The 18953-nt window shown below is 40.9% G+C and carries 21 protein-coding genes and 1 pseudogene; 9 read left to right on the top strand and 13 right to left on the bottom strand.

Annotated elements, in window-relative coordinates; translation table 11 throughout:
• Window positions 1–178: 178 nt before the first annotated feature.
• The 4 genes from BLS59_RS00645 to BLS59_RS31490 all read right to left on the bottom strand — a co-directional run bounded on the left by BLS59_RS00645 (window position 179) and on the right by BLS59_RS31490 (window position 4067).
• Window positions 179–2641 (bottom strand): glutaminase family protein, encoded by a 2463-nt coding sequence (locus BLS59_RS00645; RefSeq protein WP_091142522.1) that lies wholly within the window; start codon window positions 2639–2641, stop codon window positions 179–181.
• A 273-nt stretch (window positions 2642–2914) separates the two neighbouring features.
• Window positions 2915–3376 carry a DUF4268 domain-containing protein gene (locus BLS59_RS00640; RefSeq protein WP_091142518.1) on the bottom strand — a complete coding sequence of 154 codons (462 nt, stop codon included), beginning with the start codon at window positions 3374–3376 and terminating at the stop codon, window positions 2915–2917.
• Between the two features lie 103 nt (window positions 3377–3479).
• Window positions 3480–3824 (bottom strand): hypothetical protein, encoded by a 345-nt coding sequence (locus BLS59_RS00635; protein ID WP_091142515.1) that lies wholly within the window; start codon window positions 3822–3824, stop codon window positions 3480–3482.
• Between the two features lie 99 nt (window positions 3825–3923).
• Window positions 3924–4067: a hypothetical protein gene (locus BLS59_RS31490; protein ID WP_162842536.1), complete on the bottom strand. Its 144-nt coding sequence runs from the start codon at window positions 4065–4067 to the stop codon at window positions 3924–3926.
• Window positions 4068–4136: 69 nt separating this feature from the next.
• Here BLS59_RS31490 and BLS59_RS00625 point away from each other — a divergent pair.
• From BLS59_RS00625 to BLS59_RS00600, 6 genes and pseudogenes are all read left to right on the top strand, one after another.
• Window positions 4137–5186: pseudogene (locus BLS59_RS00625) on the top strand (winged helix DNA-binding domain-containing protein).
• Between the two features lie 107 nt (window positions 5187–5293).
• Window positions 5294–5848 (top strand): carboxymuconolactone decarboxylase family protein, encoded by a 555-nt coding sequence (locus BLS59_RS00620; protein ID WP_091142504.1) that lies wholly within the window; start codon window positions 5294–5296, stop codon window positions 5846–5848.
• Between the two features lie 118 nt (window positions 5849–5966).
• Complete coding sequence (locus BLS59_RS00615) at window positions 5967–6383, top strand: nuclear transport factor 2 family protein (protein WP_091142501.1); 417 nt, start codon at window positions 5967–5969, stop codon at window positions 6381–6383.
• An 11-nt stretch (window positions 6384–6394) separates the two neighbouring features.
• The gene (locus tag BLS59_RS00610; RefSeq protein ID WP_091142499.1) at window positions 6395–7006 is read left to right on the top strand and encodes a pyridoxamine 5'-phosphate oxidase family protein; all 612 of its coding nucleotides are present in this window, start codon (window positions 6395–6397) and stop codon (window positions 7004–7006) included.
• A 3-nt stretch (window positions 7007–7009) separates the two neighbouring features.
• Entirely contained in the window at window positions 7010–7909 is a 900-nt protein-coding gene (locus BLS59_RS00605; RefSeq protein ID WP_091142493.1) for a helix-turn-helix domain-containing protein, read from the top strand.
• 46 nt (window positions 7910–7955) lie between these two features.
• On the top strand, window positions 7956–8732 hold the full coding sequence (locus BLS59_RS00600; RefSeq protein ID WP_091142489.1) for a DNA-formamidopyrimidine glycosylase family protein: 777 nt from the start codon (window positions 7956–7958) through the stop codon (window positions 8730–8732).
• Between the two features lie 86 nt (window positions 8733–8818).
• Here the strand turns inward: BLS59_RS00600 and BLS59_RS00595 are convergent, their stop codons facing one another.
• The 4 genes from BLS59_RS00595 to fbaA all read right to left on the bottom strand — a co-directional run bounded on the left by BLS59_RS00595 (window position 8819) and on the right by fbaA (window position 11561).
• Window positions 8819–9406, bottom strand: coding sequence for a hypothetical protein (locus BLS59_RS00595; RefSeq protein WP_091142487.1), 588 nt, complete (start codon window positions 9404–9406; stop codon window positions 8819–8821).
• A gap of 80 nt (window positions 9407–9486) precedes the next feature.
• Complete coding sequence (locus tag BLS59_RS00590) at window positions 9487–9912, bottom strand: GNAT family N-acetyltransferase (protein WP_091142484.1); 426 nt, start codon at window positions 9910–9912, stop codon at window positions 9487–9489.
• Window positions 9887–10387 (bottom strand): low affinity iron permease family protein, encoded by a 501-nt coding sequence (locus tag BLS59_RS00585; protein WP_091142481.1) that lies wholly within the window; start codon window positions 10385–10387, stop codon window positions 9887–9889. Before BLS59_RS00585 ends, BLS59_RS00590 begins: the two co-directional genes overlap by 26 nt.
• A gap of 94 nt (window positions 10388–10481) precedes the next feature.
• Window positions 10482–11561, bottom strand: coding sequence for a class II fructose-bisphosphate aldolase (gene fbaA / locus BLS59_RS00580; RefSeq protein ID WP_091142476.1), 1080 nt, complete (start codon window positions 11559–11561; stop codon window positions 10482–10484).
• Window positions 11562–11872: 311 nt separating this feature from the next.
• On the opposite strand from fbaA, the gene accD reads away from it, so the two are divergent.
• Entirely contained in the window at window positions 11873–12718 is an 846-nt protein-coding gene (gene accD / locus BLS59_RS00575) for an acetyl-CoA carboxylase, carboxyltransferase subunit beta (protein WP_091142473.1), read from the top strand.
• Between the two features lie 81 nt (window positions 12719–12799).
• On the opposite strand, the gene BLS59_RS00570 is transcribed toward accD, so the two are convergent.
• The 4 genes from BLS59_RS00570 to glmM all read right to left on the bottom strand — a co-directional run bounded on the left by BLS59_RS00570 (window position 12800) and on the right by glmM (window position 16407).
• Window positions 12800–13021 carry a hypothetical protein gene (locus tag BLS59_RS00570; RefSeq protein WP_091142470.1) on the bottom strand — a complete coding sequence of 74 codons (222 nt, stop codon included), beginning with the start codon at window positions 13019–13021 and terminating at the stop codon, window positions 12800–12802.
• A gap of 58 nt (window positions 13022–13079) precedes the next feature.
• The gene (locus BLS59_RS00565; protein WP_091142467.1) at window positions 13080–13439 is read right to left on the bottom strand and encodes a hypothetical protein; all 360 of its coding nucleotides are present in this window, start codon (window positions 13437–13439) and stop codon (window positions 13080–13082) included.
• A 283-nt stretch (window positions 13440–13722) separates the two neighbouring features.
• Window positions 13723–14859: a cysteine desulfurase family protein gene (locus BLS59_RS00560; protein WP_091142464.1), complete on the bottom strand. Its 1137-nt coding sequence runs from the start codon at window positions 14857–14859 to the stop codon at window positions 13723–13725.
• Window positions 14860–15024: 165 nt separating this feature from the next.
• Window positions 15025–16407: a phosphoglucosamine mutase gene (glmM, locus tag BLS59_RS00555; RefSeq protein WP_091142460.1), complete on the bottom strand. Its 1383-nt coding sequence runs from the start codon at window positions 16405–16407 to the stop codon at window positions 15025–15027.
• Window positions 16408–16705: 298 nt separating this feature from the next.
• Between glmM and BLS59_RS00550 the strand changes: the two genes are divergently transcribed.
• Both BLS59_RS00550 and BLS59_RS00545 read left to right on the top strand, forming a co-directional pair.
• On the top strand, window positions 16706–17269 hold the full coding sequence (locus BLS59_RS00550) for a phosphatase PAP2 family protein (protein ID WP_091142457.1): 564 nt from the start codon (window positions 16706–16708) through the stop codon (window positions 17267–17269).
• A complete protein-coding gene (locus tag BLS59_RS00545; protein ID WP_091142455.1) occupies window positions 17269–17985 on the top strand; it encodes a ZIP family metal transporter in 717 nt (238 codons plus the stop codon). Before BLS59_RS00550 ends, BLS59_RS00545 begins: the two co-directional genes overlap by 1 nt.
• Window positions 17986–17988: 3 nt before the next feature.
• On the opposite strand, the gene BLS59_RS00540 is transcribed toward BLS59_RS00545, so the two are convergent.
• Window positions 17989–18726, bottom strand: coding sequence for a LytR/AlgR family response regulator transcription factor (locus BLS59_RS00540; protein ID WP_091142452.1), 738 nt, complete (start codon window positions 18724–18726; stop codon window positions 17989–17991).
• Window positions 18727–18953 lie beyond the last annotated feature (227 nt).

Here is an 18953-nt window from a genome sequence, read left to right as displayed (position 1 = left end):
AAGAATCAAGACAAAGAAATTTATATAGGTATGTAAAGCCGTAAAACAAAAACGTCATTGCGAGGAACGAAGCAATCGCCGGTTTGCAGAGTTGTTCTGCACAGTTGGGGATTGCTTCGTTCCTCGCAATGACGAGATGAAGATAGAGTCTTAAATCTTGACTCTTACTTCTTGATTCTTATTTTTTCACAGCCCATTTTTGTTGAAGTAATTTTATAAAGTAACCACCAACTACACTACGGGCCTGGAAACCAACTTGTTTACCGTCGGTTGTTTCATGCCAATCACTTAGTGGTACGCGGGTAGGCGTTTCTTCAGCATATTTATATACGGGGTTAGCCAGTGCTTTGAAGTCGGCCTCATTTTTAGCTAAAGTAGCTGTCCAGATGATCCAGTCGCTTTTGGTGTAAGTTCTGCGGCTATCTAAAGGTATACCAAATTCGTTTTGTTTGGTAAGGTAAAATTTAACCTCGCGGTCATAAACCGATTGCGGGAAGATATTTAAACCTAAAATTCTATCCCAAACAATGTTATATTTCTGGCTCCAGGTATCTTTTTTATCAAATACTAATGAATAATGATCGCCTGCATCAGCCATTTGCATCCATGCTGCGGCCATTTCTTTTGCCCTTGCCTTATATTTAGTAGCAGTGGCTTTATCGCCAAGTAACTCGGCCATGTGAGCATACGCCCCCACACCAACAATAGCTTTGGCAGATAAATTAGCGTTACGTGCCAGGTGACCTGCAAAATCGTCTGTACAAAGCTGGTTAGCTGGATCGCCGCCCTCTTTGCTCAGGTATTCTGCCCAGGTGGTTAATACCTTCCAGTGTTTTTTTGCATATAACGCGTTACCATCTGCTTTAACAATAGCAGCAGTAAGTATCATCATGTTACCAGATTCTTCAACCGGCATACCTTCTCCATAGGTTTGGCCGTTGGCAATTGGATAAGTACCAAGATCATGCGCGGCGAAATTATGCGCAAACTTGCCCGATTCGCTGAAGTAGAAGATCCCGTTAAGCATACCTTTAAGCAGGCTTTGGTTGTAAATAAGGAATAACGGAGCTGATGGATAAGTAACATCAACTGTGTTGATAGAGCCATTACTAAAGTTCTCTTTCGACAAAAATAAGATCTCGCCTTGTGGACTCTTAACCAATGCATGGGCAGAAATTGCCTGGCGATAGGCCAAAGCACATAACTTAGCATATTTTTCGCCACCAGCTTTTTCAGCATCCCTGTACATCAAAGCACTAAATGCTTCGGAGTTTTTCATTACAACCGGGTAATCAGATGCAGCTTTTGTAAGCACCTGCTCAATGGTTTTGATCTGGGCAGTTTGCCACCACGGTTTTAAATTGGTGTGGAAATACTGAACCGGATTAATATCATCATAACCAAGCTCAATAAATTTTTCAACAGCAACTTTACCTACTTTACCAAAAGGAACTACTGTGTTTAAAACCAGGTTAGTACCTTCTTTAGCAGTAGACTTAGTTTCACCTTTAAAGAACGCGCCAACAGCTTCGGCACCGGTGGTAACATATTGTAATGCGTTGGCTGTTTTTGGAGCGGCAACGTACATATATCCCCAATCGATACGCAGATCATCCCCCCTTTTTTGCAGGATAGGCTGCTCTACCGTACCTGCTTTTAGTATAGATAAAGTATTGCTCGCATATTTCTCAGTGGTTATTTTCTGCATCGGCGTATTACGCGCGATATCTGTTGATGCGCTTAGGTAAACCTGTACATTATGCTGTTTGCTGTTATTTGATTTTACAGAATAAGTAACGTAACTAACCGGCCTTGAAAGTACGGCAAGATTATTCATCAACAACGGTGAAGTGAAGGTAACCTGAAGGTCTGCATCGCCACATTTAAATTTGTAGATAGTTTGCGTAGCGGTAATAACAACACTGGTTTGTTTAGCAACTTTAATTTCGGCATGGTCGGTTGGTTTTAGTTCATCTACCAGGCCAGCATCAAGGTATGCACCACCACCCGTGTTAGTACAATGTAAAGCAAGTACGTTTTCGCCCTCTTTTAGTTTGCTTGCAACATCATCCTTAAGCGGCATAATGATCAGATCGCCATTGGCGCCGCTGGTTGCATTGATTTTTTCGCCGTTAAGGAATACTTCTGCTTCATCATCATGGTGAAGTTTCAAGTACAACTTATTGATATCTGCTTTGCTATAAGTGAAAGTTCTGCGAACCCAAAGGTCACGGCTTGTCCAAACGGTTTTACCTAAGTTTTTATCGTCGCTGAAAGGCGCTGTTGTAGTTTTCCAGTTACTATCGTCAAATTTAACGTCGGCCCAGTTTGCACCTGGTGCAGCTTCGGTAAATTTACAGGTATACGGTTTTTCATCGGCAGCAGCCAGTACGGTTTTGTATGAAGCAGGCTCTTTACCCATAAAACGGTAAACTTCTCCATCAACCTTTATTAAACCAATTAATGATTGGTCTTTACCTGTCCAATGGTGGGTTGTTGATTCATTCAGATCATCGGTAAAAGACCAAATGCTAAAATAAGGATTGTGCGTAATCAGCGGGTAAGCCGGGGCTTTTGTAACCTGCCCTTTGGCCAAAAAGCCGGCAAGAGCAAGACATACGGTTAAAGGAAACCTCTTCATGTTATTTATAAATGTTTAATTTAAAGGTTAATGAATTGTAAATATTTACATTTTCCTTTAAATAAAAATCGATTTTAAAAGAATGTATCAATTTGTGGAGTTATTGATACGATTTGTAGATAGAAGGCAGATATGCAGATTATAGATTTCAAATGTGCAGATTGTGGGAATGCGGATTTAGATCAAGATAATACCAATAATCAATTGATTATTCAGATAGTTTTTCATCTGCATATCTGAAATCTATAATCTGCACATTTGAAATCTGCACATCTATTTAAACACCTCAAAGCTATATTGGGCTATGCTCCAGAACTCATCAAGGGCGATGATACGGGGTTTAAAAAAAGAGATTAGCGCGGGCCAGTCGTTACGGTTAAAAATGCTGATGTTGGGCAACTCTTTATAAATACGGCTAATGGTTTTGTGGCTTTCATCAACCGTGTGCAATTGCCATTCCCAATCTTCATTGACGGTTGATTTCAATACATTTTTCAGTTCTTTAAACTGCTCAAACATGAGTTCCTGGATACAAGTATCGGGATGAGCAATCTCTATAGCAATATATGCCGAACGTTTATCTGCCTGCATTTTAAAGCTCAGGTGCCTTATGCCGGTTTTATAATTTATCCAGTTGGTTCTGAGGCCATCCGCCGATAGTTGCGGAGCTATATATTGCCCGAATGCTGTCCAGAATGCCTGTTTAATTTGGGATGCCTCGTCTTTTGAATACAATATCTTTAATCATTAAAGCATCAAAATTATGCAAAATCATGGATAGTCAGCATCAGAATTATAGCAGAAACCAAAAAGGGCCTTACTAAATCAACACGAATCGTTAGCGATCAGCGCTTTGTATGTAGGAAATAAGCTGGCTTTGCTCATCTGGTGTAAGTGTACCACCGGTATACTCCCAGTTTGAATTATCGCCTTTGATGACGATACGGCCTAAAAAATCGGGGTTCTTTTTATCATCTACCAAAGGTAGGCTATCCCCTATCTCAGGTGCTATTTCCTGGATATCAAGCAGGTGATATTCGTGTGCGTCGGTATCTTTATAAAGTGTGTAAACGCCGGTAAAATCTAACCCGTTACTTGCCGATTGCGTTAGTACAGGTTCAATGATGATATTAGTGGCCGTTCCGTTGTCTTTTTTGATGCTGTGGCTTACTGTGCGAATCATATCTGTAATAAATTTTAGTTATTGTTATTACAAGCCAGTTAAAAAATTGTTCGGATTTAAATATGTTTATATAGCATTTTCCAACTTAAGTGGATTTCATTAACGCGTAAGATCCCTTGCTGTAATGGCAACACCCAAAAATACGCCAATAGCTATACCAACCTTTAAACTGTGTAATATGGTGCCAATTACAATACCGATTAGCAAACCTCCTACAAAAAATGCGGGTCTTATTTTATTCATATTATATTAGTTGCTGACAGACAGTTGTCAATCCTGCGCGTTAAATTTACAATTAGTAAGCCATTTACAATGAAAGAAAACACAATAGCTCATAAACGCATCGTAAACCAGCAAATTCATCATCCCCAATTACAACAGCCAGAAGATGTTGTGAAATATATGGTAGCTATGCAGGCGCAGGATTACGCAGGTGCAAAATGGGCCGTTGGTCTGCGGATGCAAAATGCAAGCGATACAATTGTTGAGCAGGCTATTACAGATGGTAAAATACTCCGTACACACTTATTAAGACCAACATGGCATTTTGTTTCGCCCGAAAATATTCGCTAGATCCTGACGCTTTCGGCACCACGAATAAACGCCGTTAACGCCGGTATGTATAAAAAGTATGAATTAGACTACAAAGTATTTAGTAAAAGCAAAGAGGTATTTGTAAATACACTTCAGGGTAACAAGCAGCTAACGCGATCAGAAATTGTAACCGCCCTGCAAAACAATGACATAGCTACAGACGAGCTAAGACTTACCTTATTACTCATGCATGCCGAATTGGATGCCATAATTTGCAATGGCGCTAAAGTTGGCAAACAATTCACCTATGCCTTGCTTGATGAAAGAGCACCATCTTACCCAACATTAACGCACGAAGAAGCCCTGACCAAATTGGCCGATGGCTATTTTAAAAGCCGCGGGCCAGCTACAATTCATGATTTTGCCACCTGGGCCGGCATCACCGTTACAGACGCAAACATTGGTTTACAAAATGTAAGGCATCAACTTGTTAATGAGGCTATCGACGGGAAAACTTATTGGATGCCTTACAATGTTGAACTTATCGCTGATAAAAAGGCAACTGCTTATTTACTACCCGCTTTTGATGAATTTGCAATTGCTTATAAAAATCGTGACGCTATTGTTAACTCAAAATACTTGCAGCAGGCCCGGCGCGTAATCTTCGATCCGGCAATTGTTGTTGACAACCAGGTTGTTGGCACCTGGAAACGTACGGTTAAAACCACTACAGTTAATGTCAGCTTAAATTTATTTGGTAAACTAAATATCGCCCAAACAAAGGCGGTTGAGCAGGCAATTAACTGGTATAAAAAATTCATGATTTAGTCGTCAGGGAAAATTGTCCATGCACTAACGTAATTCATCCATGTTGCGGGATTATGCTTGTGTGCACATTTGTATTGTCAATAACGACACAATTAAAACACAAAACAATGTCACGTTTAAAAGCTTTAAGTCCTGATGAAGCCACAGGCAAAACACAAGAATTATTTAACGCTGTAAAAAGCAAATTAGGCGTAATACCAAATATGATGCGTACAATGGGTAACTCGCCCGTTGTGCTGGAAAGCTACCTTAGTTTAAGCGGATTATTAGCCCACGGTAAGCTCGGCGCAAAAACCGGCGAATTGTTAGCTCTCGCAATATCTGAAAAAAACAATTGTGATTACTGTTTGTCAGCACACACCTATATAGGCGAAAAACTGGTCCATATTGATGCAAACACTATTAATAACGCCCGCAACATAAATAATGCAGACGCCAAAACCGATGCCGCTTTAAAGTTTGCCGCCGCTTTGGTTGCCAAAAACGGCCTCGTGAGCGACGCTGATGTAAATACTGTTAAAGCCGCGGGTTATACCGATGGCGAAATAGGCGAAATTGTAGCGCACGTAGCTTTAAATGTTTTCACCAACTATTTCAATAATACAGCCCAAACAGAAATTGACTTCCCGGTTGTAAGGGCACATAATTCTGTAGAAGCATAATTCCTGAATTGAGGTACATTATAAAGAAACAAGTGGTCATAGAAAAATCCTATCTCTTGTTTCTTTATAATCGCCTTTTATTTCTGTTTAACTTTATCAATACTTTAATAATACTATCATGGAAAACAAACGCTATCCCCTACCTCCTTTTAACGAGGAAACCGCGCTTCAAAAAGTACAGGCTGCTGAAGATGCCTGGAATACCCGCGACCCGGAAAAAGTTTGTCTTGCCTATACCATTGATACAGAATGGCGCAATCGCACAGATTTCATTAACGGCCGCGAAGAGGTAAAACATTTTTTGAAAGCCAAATGGGAAAAAGAATTGGATTACAAACTAAAAAAAGAACTCTGGGGTTTTCGCGGAAACCGCATGGCTGTAAGGTTTGAGTATGAATGGCATGACCACAGCGGGCAGTGGTTCCGCAGTTATGGAAACGAGCTTTGGGAGTTTGATGAAGATGGCTATATGCAAAAAAGATTTGCCAGCATAAATGATATGCCCATTGCCGAAGCCGATCGTAAACTTCTATAAACAAACAGATCATGAACTATCCAAAAATTGCCTTTACCGATGCCGTAAAGGACTTTCAGGTACGTTATGGCAGCCGCGCAAGCTATGGCCGCATGGAACAACATCGGTATACGGATGGCCTAACAGAAGACGAAAAGGATTTTATAGCTCATCAGGATAATTTTTATATGGCAACCATTAGTGAAAGTGGTTTTCCATATGTCCAGTTTCGCGGCGGTCCTATGGGCTTTTTAAAAGTATTGGATCATGAAACATTAGCATTTATTGATTTTGGTGGAAACAGGCAATACATATCTGCGGGCAACCTGGCAACTCATAATAAAGTAGCCTTATTTTTATTAGATCAGGCGGCTAAGGCAAGGTTAAAAATATTTGCCGAAGCCAGTATTTTATCCATAGATGAAAACCCCGAACTTTATGAAAAACTTGATCTTCCGGATTATAAGTTTCACGCCGAACGGATATTTTTATTAAAAGTTGTTGCCTACGATTGGAATTGCCCTCAGCATATTACACCAAGATACACGCTTGAAGAAATACAGCAGGAATTTGCAGCTCAGCATGACTATATCAATAAACTTAGACAAGAGAACGCAGCTCTAAAAGCACAATTAGAACAATAGATAATGACCGAGGCTCAAAATACATTTACCCTTACCGATCCTGTAAATGGCAACCTTGCCTTTAAACTATTCTTTTTTGAGGATAACAGCTATTTTGACCATTTGCAACGAAATAACTACTTCTCGATTATCTGGATCAAGGAAGGTGACGGAAAATTAAAGTCCGATTTTTCTGAATATGACGTCGTGCAAAATACGCTTTTGGCATTTGCCCCGTACCAACCATTTATGTTAGCGGAAGAACAGGCATTAAGTGGTGTGGCCATTCAGTTTCATCCCGATTTTTTTTGCATTCACAAACATCATAAAGAGGTATCATGCAGCGGGGTTTTGTTTAATAATATTTACCATCCGCCCTATGTAAAGGTTGATGCAACCAGCGCCGCTACCTTTAATAATATCATCAGCCTGGTAAAAGCCGAAATTCCGAACAAAGGATTAGCGCAGTACGAGATCCTGGTATCGTATCTCAAAATATTCCTGATCACGGCCTCCCGCTTAAAAACTGAACAACAAGAACTTGAGCAAAAGCCCGATATGGCAAATAAAGAGCCGTATATTCTACAGGATTTAAAGGAGGCCATTGAGGAAAATTATAAAACAAAGCATAGCGCAAGCAATTATGCGGATATGCTTAATATATCGGCCAAGGCGTTGGCAAAGATCACCAAAACCCATTTTAATAAAACCATCAGCAACCTCATTGCCGAGCGTATTATTATTGAAGCCAAGCGCGAACTTTATTTAACCAACAAGCCGGTTAAGGAAATAGCGTGGAACCTGGGTTACGAGGACGAATACTACTTTAGTCGCTTTTTCAAAACCAATGCCGATGTTTCACCGCAGGGTTACCGGGATACCGTTGGCTTTGGCAGGGCAAACGAACATCAGCGCGTGAACTAAAAACTTATCAGTTTATATTTGGTTAATTTATAAAACACAAACTACCATGCCCGAATTACCCGATCTGCAAGCTTTCAGCTATAATTTAGATAAAAAACTATCCGGAAAAACCATTAAGGAAGTGGTTATAATAAACGCTAAAAAGCTTAATGTAACCCATAAGGAGTTAAAAGACACGCTTGAAGGTCAAAAACTCGACAAGGTTTATCGTGAAGGAAAAGAACTCTATATAAAATTCAGCAAAGGCGACATCCTTTCGTTGCACCTGATGCTGCATGGAAAACTTTTTTTGTTTGATGGCAAAAATGAGAACAAATACCCTATCATCGAATTGCATTTTACAGACAATAGTGGCTTAGTGCTGACTGACTTTCAAGGAATTGCCAATCCAACGCTAAATCCCGGCGAAAAGGAATCGCCAGATGCATTATCAAAAGAGGCAGGCGTTCACTATCTCACCCCTATCCTCCAAAAGAAAAAAACTAACATTAAAACTATCCTGCTCGATCAAAAGATCATTCGTGGTATAGGTAACGCGTATGCCGACGAGATCCTATGGCATGCTGGTATCTCTCCTTTTTCGGTAAGTAATAAAATACCGGAAGACAAAATTAAAGCACTGGTAGAAAAAATCCACACGGTTTTGAATGATGCAGAAAAAGCTATCCTCAAATCAAACCCAGATATTATTAACGGCGAGGTAAGGGATTTTATGCTAATCCACAATTCAAAGAAAACGCATAGCCCCAAAGGTGCTGAGATTAAAATAAATGAAGCATCGAGAAAAACTTATTATACGGATGAGCAGGAGTTATATAACTAATTTGAACTTATGGAGATCCAGACTTACGAAGTTTTAAAAACTTCGTAAGTCTTTTCGCCTTGTCATTTTATAAATCGGGGCAGCATTTATTTCAACTTCTTAACCAGTACACTAAAATCGGCACCTACAATAGGCGTCTTTTTCCATTCGTGGGTTGCGCTGTATTTATTATAAGTACCGCCATTAAGTATCCCGCAGGCAAAACCCAGGTTTGAGCCCGGTTGCGTTTTCAAAAACTCTACAGCAACCAAAATATTACCTTTTGCTAAAACATTATAGGGTGATAAATCAACACTGATTAGCTGACTTTGTGCCTGGTCGTATTTTTTAATTGTTCCTTTTATTTCAGCAGTAACAAAATTATCTTTTACCAGCTTACCGTCCATAGTGTAAACGTTCACCTTAAAGGGGATCGTATCATTAGTTCGACTGGTTACATGAAAATCGAGTTTAAGTAATTGTACAGGTTTACTACCTGCACTCATTTTTATACCTACCTGCCCGCCCTGAACAACATCATAACTAGTATTACTTGAACCTGTGCGGGGTTTATTGCCAATTGTTTTTGTTTTATCCTGCGCTAAAGTGTTCAGCGTTACAAAACAAAGCATAAGTGCAAAAAATGATCTGAGGTTTCTGCTTGTTCTTGCAGATGAAGTAAAGTGTTTTAACATAAAATTTTATAAATGATGGATAACTATTGGGTAGACGACAGATTTCCGCAATAGGTTGCAAGCTAATTTAAAATTAGTTGCTATTTCCTGATCATTTTATAATGTCTGATCCCTGCTTCCTCAAATTCGGGCCCGGTTTGTTCAAAACCAAATTTCTTGTACAGCGAAACTGCCTGTACCTGGGCATGCAGATAAACATAACCTGCTTCTGCAGGCAGATCGTCCAATACGGCTTGTACCAGGGCCTGCCCTACTCCAAAGCCCCGGAATTGTTTCAATACAGCAAAACGTTCCAGTTTATACCCCTTGTCAGTTTTTCTCCAGCGGCAGGCACCGGCTGGTTCTCCATCGGCGGTAGCTAAAAAATGGGTCGATTCATCTTCAAACTCCCATTCCAGCTCGGGCGGGCAATCCTGTTCAATAACAAAAACTTCGCGCCGTACGGCAAACACTTTATCAAGATCGGCTTGCTCGGTTACTTTATTTACTTTTATGTTTGCGGGCATTAACGTAATGTGGTTTTAATTTAAGGTTATTTAACTTACTAAGATGATTTTCTTCGGCTGCATCAATGGAATGGGTACAGGTAATATCATCTTCTTGCTCAGCAAGTTCTGACAATTGCACATAAAACTTATGAAACAAGTCGAGTTCTTTCTCCGTCAGGTCTTCAATATCAACCATCCGATTACTTGCACCCTGGTGCGAGGCCAGCAGTTCATTCAATTTTAAATGAATCGCTTTTGAATCCTTATTTTGCGATTTCTGGATCAAAAATACCATCAAAAAAGTAACAATGGTAGTACCTGTGTTAATGATAAGCTGCCAGGTATCTGAGTATTTGAAAACAGGCCCGGTTATCCCCCATACAAGTATTACAGATATGGCAATTATAAAAGCCGCCGAACTACCGGTGGCTGCAGTTGCCCAGTTGGCAAATCGTTCAAATAAGTTCTTTTTTTTTGTAGCGGTCTTTGCCATTTTGTAAACTTTTTAAATGTTTTAGGGATCGCTTTATAACAACAAAGCGCCGATACAACAAATGTACCGGCGCTTTGTTAGTTTTTGATGAATATTATAATTTGCTGTTTACGTCAACGCAATTTAAATCTTCAAAAGCAGCAGCTAACCTTTTTACAAAAGTTTCTTCGCCTTTACGCAACCATACACGAGGATCGTAATATTTCTTGTTCGGAGAATCTTCACCATCCGGGCTGCCTATCTGGCTTTGTAAGTATCCTTCTTTTGATTTGTAGTAATCTTTAATGCCTTCCCAATAAGCCCACTGCATATCGGTATCAATATTCATTTTGATAGCGCCATATGAAATAGCCTCGCGGATCTCTTCCTGACTTGAACCAGAACCACCGTGGAATACAAAGTTGATAGGTTTCTCGGCAGTTAAACCAAATTTTTGTTTTACATATTCCTGTGAGTTATGCAAGATAACCGGCTGTAATTTAACATTACCTGGTTTATATACACCGTGCACGTTACCAAAAGCAGCAGCAACTGTAAAGCGCGGGCTAATTTTAGAAAGGTGTTCGTAAGAATAAGAAACTTCTTCTGGTTGGGTATATAAACGTGAGCTGTCAACATCAGAATTGTCAACACCGTCTTCTTCGCCACCCGTTACGCCTAATTCAATCTCCAGTGTCATACCTAATTTGGCCATACGGGCAAGGTATTTAGAGGAGATCTCGATATTTTCTTCAAGAGGTTCTTCAGAAAGATCAAGCATGTGTGATGAGAAAAGCGGTTTGCCGGTTTCAGCAAAAAACTTCTCGCCATGATCTAACAAACCATCTATCCACGGTAAAAATTTCATGGCAGCATGGTCGGTATGTAAAATAACAGCAACACCATAGTGTTCTGCTAATAAATGAACGTGCTTTGCTGCAGATACAGCACCTAAGATGCAAGCCTGTAATTTTGAGTTATCTAATGATTTACCTGCGTAAAACTGCGCGCCGCCATTTGATAACTGAATAATAACCGGAGATTTTACCAGCTTAGCTGTTTCCATAACCGCGTTAATAGTATTGGTACCAATAACGTTTACAGCTGGCAAAGCAAATTTATGCTTTTTGGCAGCTTCAAATAGTTCCTGCACCTGATCGCCATGCAGAACACCTGTATAATTTTTTAAATCCATGAGCTTTTATTTGGGCCTCGAAGTTATAAAAAATCTTGGTTTTGGGCGATAAATGTTGTTATTAATAGCAACATATTAACATTTTGTACAAGGATTTTGGCATAACTATATTAAAACGATAGTAAAACCGGGGTAAACACATCAAAAACCGATGCTTTTCCAAAATTCGGGGCGGTTTATTACAAATTTGATATAAAACCACGGCATAACGTTTTTGTTAAATAATTCATAAGGCATTAGTTTTTTTAACTTTTAGCACTTAATAATATTTTTCGTTTCTTTGTAGTCAATTGAAAGAGTTAGACATAGATATGGCGTGGTTTAAACGAGAGTTGAAAGGGATAATTACGACTACTGAGGAAAAGAAAGAAGCCCCTGATGGTATCTGGAATAAATGCCCAAATTGTAAGAAACCCCTACATTATTCTGAGCAGGTTGAAAATCAATATGTTTGCCATTATTGTGGCTATCACCTGCGCATAGGTTCAAAAGAATATTTTTCGGTACTATTTGATAATAACGAGTTTACAGAGCTTTTTGCCGATCTTACATCGGGCGATCCACTGCATTTTGAGGACACCAAAAAGTATACCGACAGGCTTACCGAAACCCAGTTTAAAACGGGTTTAAAAGACGCCATACGCGCCGGTGTAGGCAAAATTGACGGCCAGGACCTGGTTATAGCCTGTATGGATTTTAACTTCATTGGCGGCTCAATGGGTTCTGTTGTGGGCGAAAAAATTGCACGGTCGATCGATCATAGCATCGCCAATAAGATTCCATTCCTGATGATCTCAAAATCAGGTGGTGCAAGAATGATGGAGGCTGCATTTTCGCTAATGCAAATGGCTAAAACATCGGCTAAACTGGCTTTATTATCGCAGGCAAAAGTCCCTTATATTTCTTTACTTACAGACCCTACAACAGGCGGTGTAACAGCCTCTTACGCCATGTTAGGCGATATTAACATTGCCGAACCTGGTGCACTGATAGGTTTTGCAGGCCCAAGGGTTATTAAGGAAACCATTAAAAAAGATCTTCCAAAAGGGTTCCAGACTGCTGAGTTTGTTCAGGAGCATGGCTTCCTTGATTTTATAGTTGATCGTCGGGAAATGAAAGAAAAACTGGCTTCGTTCCTGAAGATGATGGCTAATTAAAGCTCATTAACTAATACGATAATAAAGGCTACCCGTTTGGGTAGCCTTTATTGTTAGAAATCATTATTATTTAGCGCCTAACTATTCCGTAATCGATGCAGACTCGGCGCCAGCATCCTGAACATTCTCATCCGGGAGATCGGCTAAGCTGCCATCTTCATTTAGCACATTGAAATGCTTTTTCTGAGGCCCATCTTTTTCAAGAATGTGTTTGCTTTGATTAGTGCGGGAGTCTATCCCCCTGCTACTTTCTCTTTCTTCTTTATTATTCTGATTTATTTCAGAATCCTTATAATCGCTCATGATCCTTTCCTCCTTTTAACTTTAGTTAATTAATAATAACCTATTAAATAACAGGCTATTATACACCTTCTGTACCGGGTTCATGGCCAACCATTCTGCCAGTTGTGCGGCCTTGCGGACGGCTTTCAAAGTCTGTTTTTGACGGACCTACCGATGGAAATTCGTGCTTATTTGGCGGGGTAACATCGGTTTGCTCACTAAATGAGGTGTTAGCGCCCCTTTGCGGCTGGTCAACTTCCGATTGGCTGTGGTAGCCTGTACCTTCTTTTTTTGATTCACCTTCTTCAGGCGTTTCATTTGGATGTTCGTCAGTTACCACGTCCTTTTCATCATTTTTGCTATGGTCGTTTTCAGAAAACGAGTTGGTATTTTCGAAATCGCTGTCCTGGTTTTCCCAGGTTTCATTATGCATATTCATAGGTTTTAATTTTAGTTGTTAATTAATAAACCCACCAGTTTGCATTATTGTTTTCTATTTAAGAAAATATTTTTCTAAAAAGATTACTTTCGTCAGCCACCGTCAGTATGTCGTCAGCAGCCGTCAGTACCTCGTCAGTAGCCGTCAGTAGGTCGTCAGCACGCATCAGTAAGGGATTATTTATGAGGCAACCATCCTATTGCTAATCATGTTAAAAATGACAAGCGGCAAGATGGTTGCGGTAATTTGGAAATTTAAGAAAATGAAATTCTGTATTGATGCCTTAGGCGTTCACCAGGCAAAGCTCCCTTACCTTATTCACAGTAAAATCAACTTCTTCCTTGGTGTTGTACTTGGAGAAAGAGAACCTTACAGATGGTCTTGAAGAACTTGCGCCGATGGCAGTAAGCACGTGCGAGCCAATATCGGTACCCGAACTGCAGGCGCTGCCGCCGGATGCCGAAATACCCGAAATATCAAGGTTAAACAACAGCATATCGGCCATTTCCATTTCGGGAAAGGCTACGTTAAGTACGGTATACAAACTTTTATCGGCATCGGTTTCGCCATTAAATTTTACGCCGGGAATCTGGTCAACCAGTTTACCTATCATGTATGATTTTAAGCCCTGGATGTGTGCCTGGTGCTGCTCCATTTCGGCATAAGCCATTTCAAGCGCCTTGGCCAGGCCAACAATACCATAAATATTTTCGGTACCGCCGCGCATATTGCGTTCCTGGGCACCGCCATATATAAATGGTTTTATTTTAATGCGGTGGTTGATATGCAAAAAACCCACCCCTTTTGGCCCGTGCAGCTTATGGCCTGCACAAACCAGGAAATGTGTTTTAAGCTTACCCAAATCATGGCGGTAATGGCCCATGGTTTGTACCGTATCGCAATGATATATAGCATTGTATGCCTCACACAAATCGCCAATGCGGTCCATGTTTGACAGGGTGCCGATTTCGTTATTGGCATGCATGATAGATACAAAGCTGCGCTCGTTGGTTTTCAACAGCGTTTCCAGGTGATCGTAATCAACATTGCCTTTCTCATCAACATTAACAAAACTTAATTTTATAATGCCGGCCTTTTCCATTGCCTCCAGTGTATGTAATACCGCGTGGTGCTCAATACGGCTGGTAATGGCGTGTGTAATGTTATGATCAACAATGCCGCAGCGGATGGCGGTATTATCGGCCTCGGTACCGCTTGACGTAAAGAAAATTTCGGCGGGCGAAGTATGCAACAGGTTAGCTATTGTTTTGCGCGATTTCTCTACCAATGTTCTTGCCTCGCGACCATGTGAATGAATTGACGACGGATTACCATAATGGTTTTCCATCACCTTGTACATTTCTTTTAAAACTTCAGGGTCAAGCGGCGTAGTAGCAGCATTATCAAAATAAACGCGCATTTTTTTAATTGTTGAATTATTGAATTATTGAATATGTGATTTGAAGAGTGAACTCAACAATTCATCAATCAATATTCCAATAAACGGGTCAGTTAACTTGTAAAAAACTACTAATTATCAATTTACTGAATTATTTTGTTATTTCCTAACTCAATAATTCAATAATTAATTCAATATCTCTTTTATATCAGCGATTATTTTATTTGCCAACCCGTTGGCAACCGTTTCTGAATTGCCCTCGGAGTAAATACGAATAATCGGTTCAGTATTTGAACGACGCAAATGTACCCATTCTTTATCAAATTCTATTTTCAAACCGTCAATTGTTGAGTGCGGTTGTTTGTTGTATTTCTCCTCTACCTTAATCAAAAGGGCATCTATATCCATTTCTGGCGTTAAGGTTATCTTATTTTTTGAAATAAAATAACCTGGGTATGACGCTCTGAGGCTTGAAACCGACTTGCCATACTTAGCCAGTTGGGTTAAAAACAGCGCTATCCCAACCAAAGCATCCCGACCGTAATGTATTTCAGGATAAATTACACCGCCATTGCCTTCGCCGCCAATAACGGCATTAACCTCTTTCATTTTATTAACCACGTTCACCTCTCCTACTGCCGATGCATGATATTCGCCACCGGCAAGCTCAGTAACATCGCGCAGGGCACGGGTTGATGACAGGTTTGACACTGTATTTCCTTTATTGTTCTGCAGCACGTAGTCGGCCACGGCAACCAAAGTATACTCCTCGCCAAACATATTGCCATCCTCGCAAACAAAGCAAAGGCGATCAACGTCCGGGTCAACAGCTATACCTAAATGCGCCCTTTTTGCCAGTACTTCTTTTGATAAGGCGGTAAGGTTTTCGGGCAGCGGCTCGGGGTTATGCGGAAAATTCCCATCGGGTTCGCAATACAGTTCATGAACAGTATTTACGCCCAGTGCCTTTAATAAGGCAGGTACAAAAATACCGCCTGTTGAATTAACGCAGTCAATCACAACGTTAAAATCGGCCTTTTTAATAGCTTCCACATCAACCAACGGTAATGCCAGTACAAGGTCTATATGTTTTTGCAGCCAGCTATCGTCATTGGTAACTGTTCCCAGGTCGTTTACATCGGCATATTCAAAATCGCTGCTTTCGGCTATTTCAAGCACTTCCTTACCATCGGCATCGCTTATAAACTCGCCGTTGGCATTTAAAAGTTTAAGCGCGTTCCATTGCTTGGGGTTATGGCTTGCAGTAAGGATAATACCGCCGCCAGCTTTCTCGCCCGTAACGGCAACCTCAACAGTTGGCGTTGTAGATAGGCCCAGGTCTATAACATCAATACCCAAACCCTGCAGCGTGCCAATAACCAGGTTATTAACCATTGCGCCAGAGATGCGTGCATCCCGGCCGATAACGATTTTTTTGATCCCCGATTTTTTTACCGCCCAGGCGCCATAGGCCGAAGTAAATTTTACAATATCCAGCGGTGTTAAACCATCGCCTGCGGCTCCGCCAATGGTGCCGCGTATCCCCGAAATTGATTTTATTAGTGTCAAAATTATTGTTGTTTTTTGTGTGGTAAAAGTAAAAATATTTAACCGATAGCTGTATATAATTTATAACGATAGCGCAATCGTTTGAGCAGCGAAATAGCCCCTATTTTGGGCGTAAAAGCAATTTTGTTGCAGTTTTATTATCCCCCATTAACGCCCGGCAGCGCAAATTTGTGCCCCAATTTATAAACTTTACATGCCGGTTGCCGGTTTATTAACGGCAACCTATAAAACTTGTTTTAAAGTAATTGATACCTTTGGTGCTGATAACACACAAAACGCCTAATTTTTGCATACACCAATGCCCGACTATATTTTACAACTCGACCGGCATTTATTTTATTTCATTAACCATGACCTGTCGAACCCGTTTTTCGATCTCGTGATGCCTTACCTCCGTAACCCAAAGTTTTGGATTCCGCTGTATGTATTTATTGTTGCTTTTTGCCTTTGGCGATATAAAAAGCAAGGCGCTATCATCATTTTGCTGCTGGCCACAACCGCAGGCTTTGCCGATTTTACCAGCGCCAGCATCATAAAATACAATGTAAAAAGATTGCGCCCCTGCAGGGATCCTGTAGTATCCGTTACCGATATAAGCCGCATTCCCTGTGGTACGGGTTACAGCTTTCCATCAACCCACGCTACAGATCATTTTGCTATGGCTATTTTTTTGTGCCTGCTGTTTGGCAAAAAATGGCGCTGGATATGGTTCTGGGCTATTTTATGGGCCGCGCTTGTTTGCTTTGCACAGGTGTATGTAGGGGTACATTTCCCTGTTGATGTTATTTGCGGTGCGCTTTACGGCGCGCTGGTGGGCACCCTGTTTGCCTTTATATTTAAAAAAATACAACCTGCCTTTTAATGGAGATCTGGAAAGTTTTAATCCTGTTTTTAAGTGCCTCCTGCGGGGGATTAGCTGTCTTTTTGTTTAAGGGCGATAACCATAAAATGCTTAAACTGGTGCTGGCATTTAGCGGCGCTTACCTGTTTGGCATTACCGTATTGCATTTAATACCCGATGCCTATCATGGCAATGATAACTACGTAGGTGTATTTATATTGGTAGGTTTCCTGTTTCAGATTGTACTGGAGCAATTTTCTGACGGTATTGAACATGGCCACATGCACAAGCATGACCACGCCCACCCTGTTTTTCCGTTGGGCATTATGGTAAGTCTTTGTTTGCATGCTTTTTTAGAGGGGATGCCGCTGGCGCAAGGCAATCAAAACCAGTTGGTTTACGGCATAGCGCTACACCACATCCCGGCGGCGTTTGCCTTGGGTACAGTATTCCTTACCAACAGGCAGGGTAAATCAAAAACTATATTTTTCATACTGCTGTTTGCTATAATGGCACCTGCCGGATACTTTTTTAGCAACGCTTTAAGCACCGGCGATATTGGTAACCTGCAGCATTACTACAACCGCATTATGGGTGTGGTTATAGGGATTTTCCTGCATATATCTACCACCATACTATTTGAATCAAGCGCCGACCATAAATTTAACATGCGCAAGATGATTGCCGTATTGTTGGGTGTGGCCATTGCGCTGGCTGGCTTTATCAGCGAGTTGTAACCATCAGGCCTTTTTTTCGCCGAAGATCTTTTCCATCAATGCTTCTTTTCGTGATGCAGATACTTCTATTTCGGTACCGTCGGTCATTTCTAATGTACCGCCGTCGCCTTTGCGGTATTTAATTACATATTCCAGGTTTACAATCACCGACCGGTTAATACGCAGGAACGAGGCTTCGTCCAAAGCCTGTTCATACTCCTTCAGGGTTTTTGATACTACTATTTTTTTGCGGTCGTTAAGGTAAAAGGTGCTGTAGTTACTCATGGCCTCTACCCGGATAATGCTGGCCTTATCAACCAGGTAAACGCCTTCGGCAGTGGGTAAGGCAAGGCGGTTACGCGTTGGTCGGTCTTCGGTTTTAATAACCTGTTTGTTGCTGTCTGCAACCCTCTTTTTAAGCCTGTAGATGGCAGTGTGCAGCTCTTCCTCGTCAATAGGTTTCAGCAGGTAGTCAACCGCGCTCAGCCGAAGTGCTTCCAGCGTATAGGTATCATAAGCGGTGGTAAATATCACATGGAAGTTGAAGGAGCCCAGTTTTTCAAGAAACTGAAAGCCATTAAGCCCCGGCATCTCAACATCAAGAAACAATACATCCGGATCAAGATCAACAATTTTTGAAAGCGCTTTAAAGGGATCGTTAAAAACTGCGACAACCTGCAATTCCTCTTCAAAAATGGCCAGCTTACGACTCAGCAACGAACTGCCCCTCACCTCATCATCCAAAATAACTGCTTTTAACATAGATGCGTTTTATTAAAGGTAAAAATATTAGGCCATAAATTTAATCGGGAACGGCAATGAGTTTTATAGACTAAAAATAACCGCTTTAAAATGCATTTATATAGTTAGTGTGTGAGTGGGCATTATTAATGAGCGTGTTCCCCGTTAAACTTAGCGGAGTTTTTTTTGCCGCAGAACACTACCGCCGGGTGGTGAATACTTCGCAGGTACTGTTCAGGAAAGAATAT

It is taken from the genome of Mucilaginibacter pineti (assembly GCF_900101875.1).
Classification (GTDB): Bacteria; Bacteroidota; Bacteroidia; order Sphingobacteriales; family Sphingobacteriaceae; genus Mucilaginibacter; species Mucilaginibacter pineti.
The sequence above is the reverse complement of the archived record's forward strand: the minus strand, read 5'-3'. Positions and strand labels throughout refer to the sequence as shown.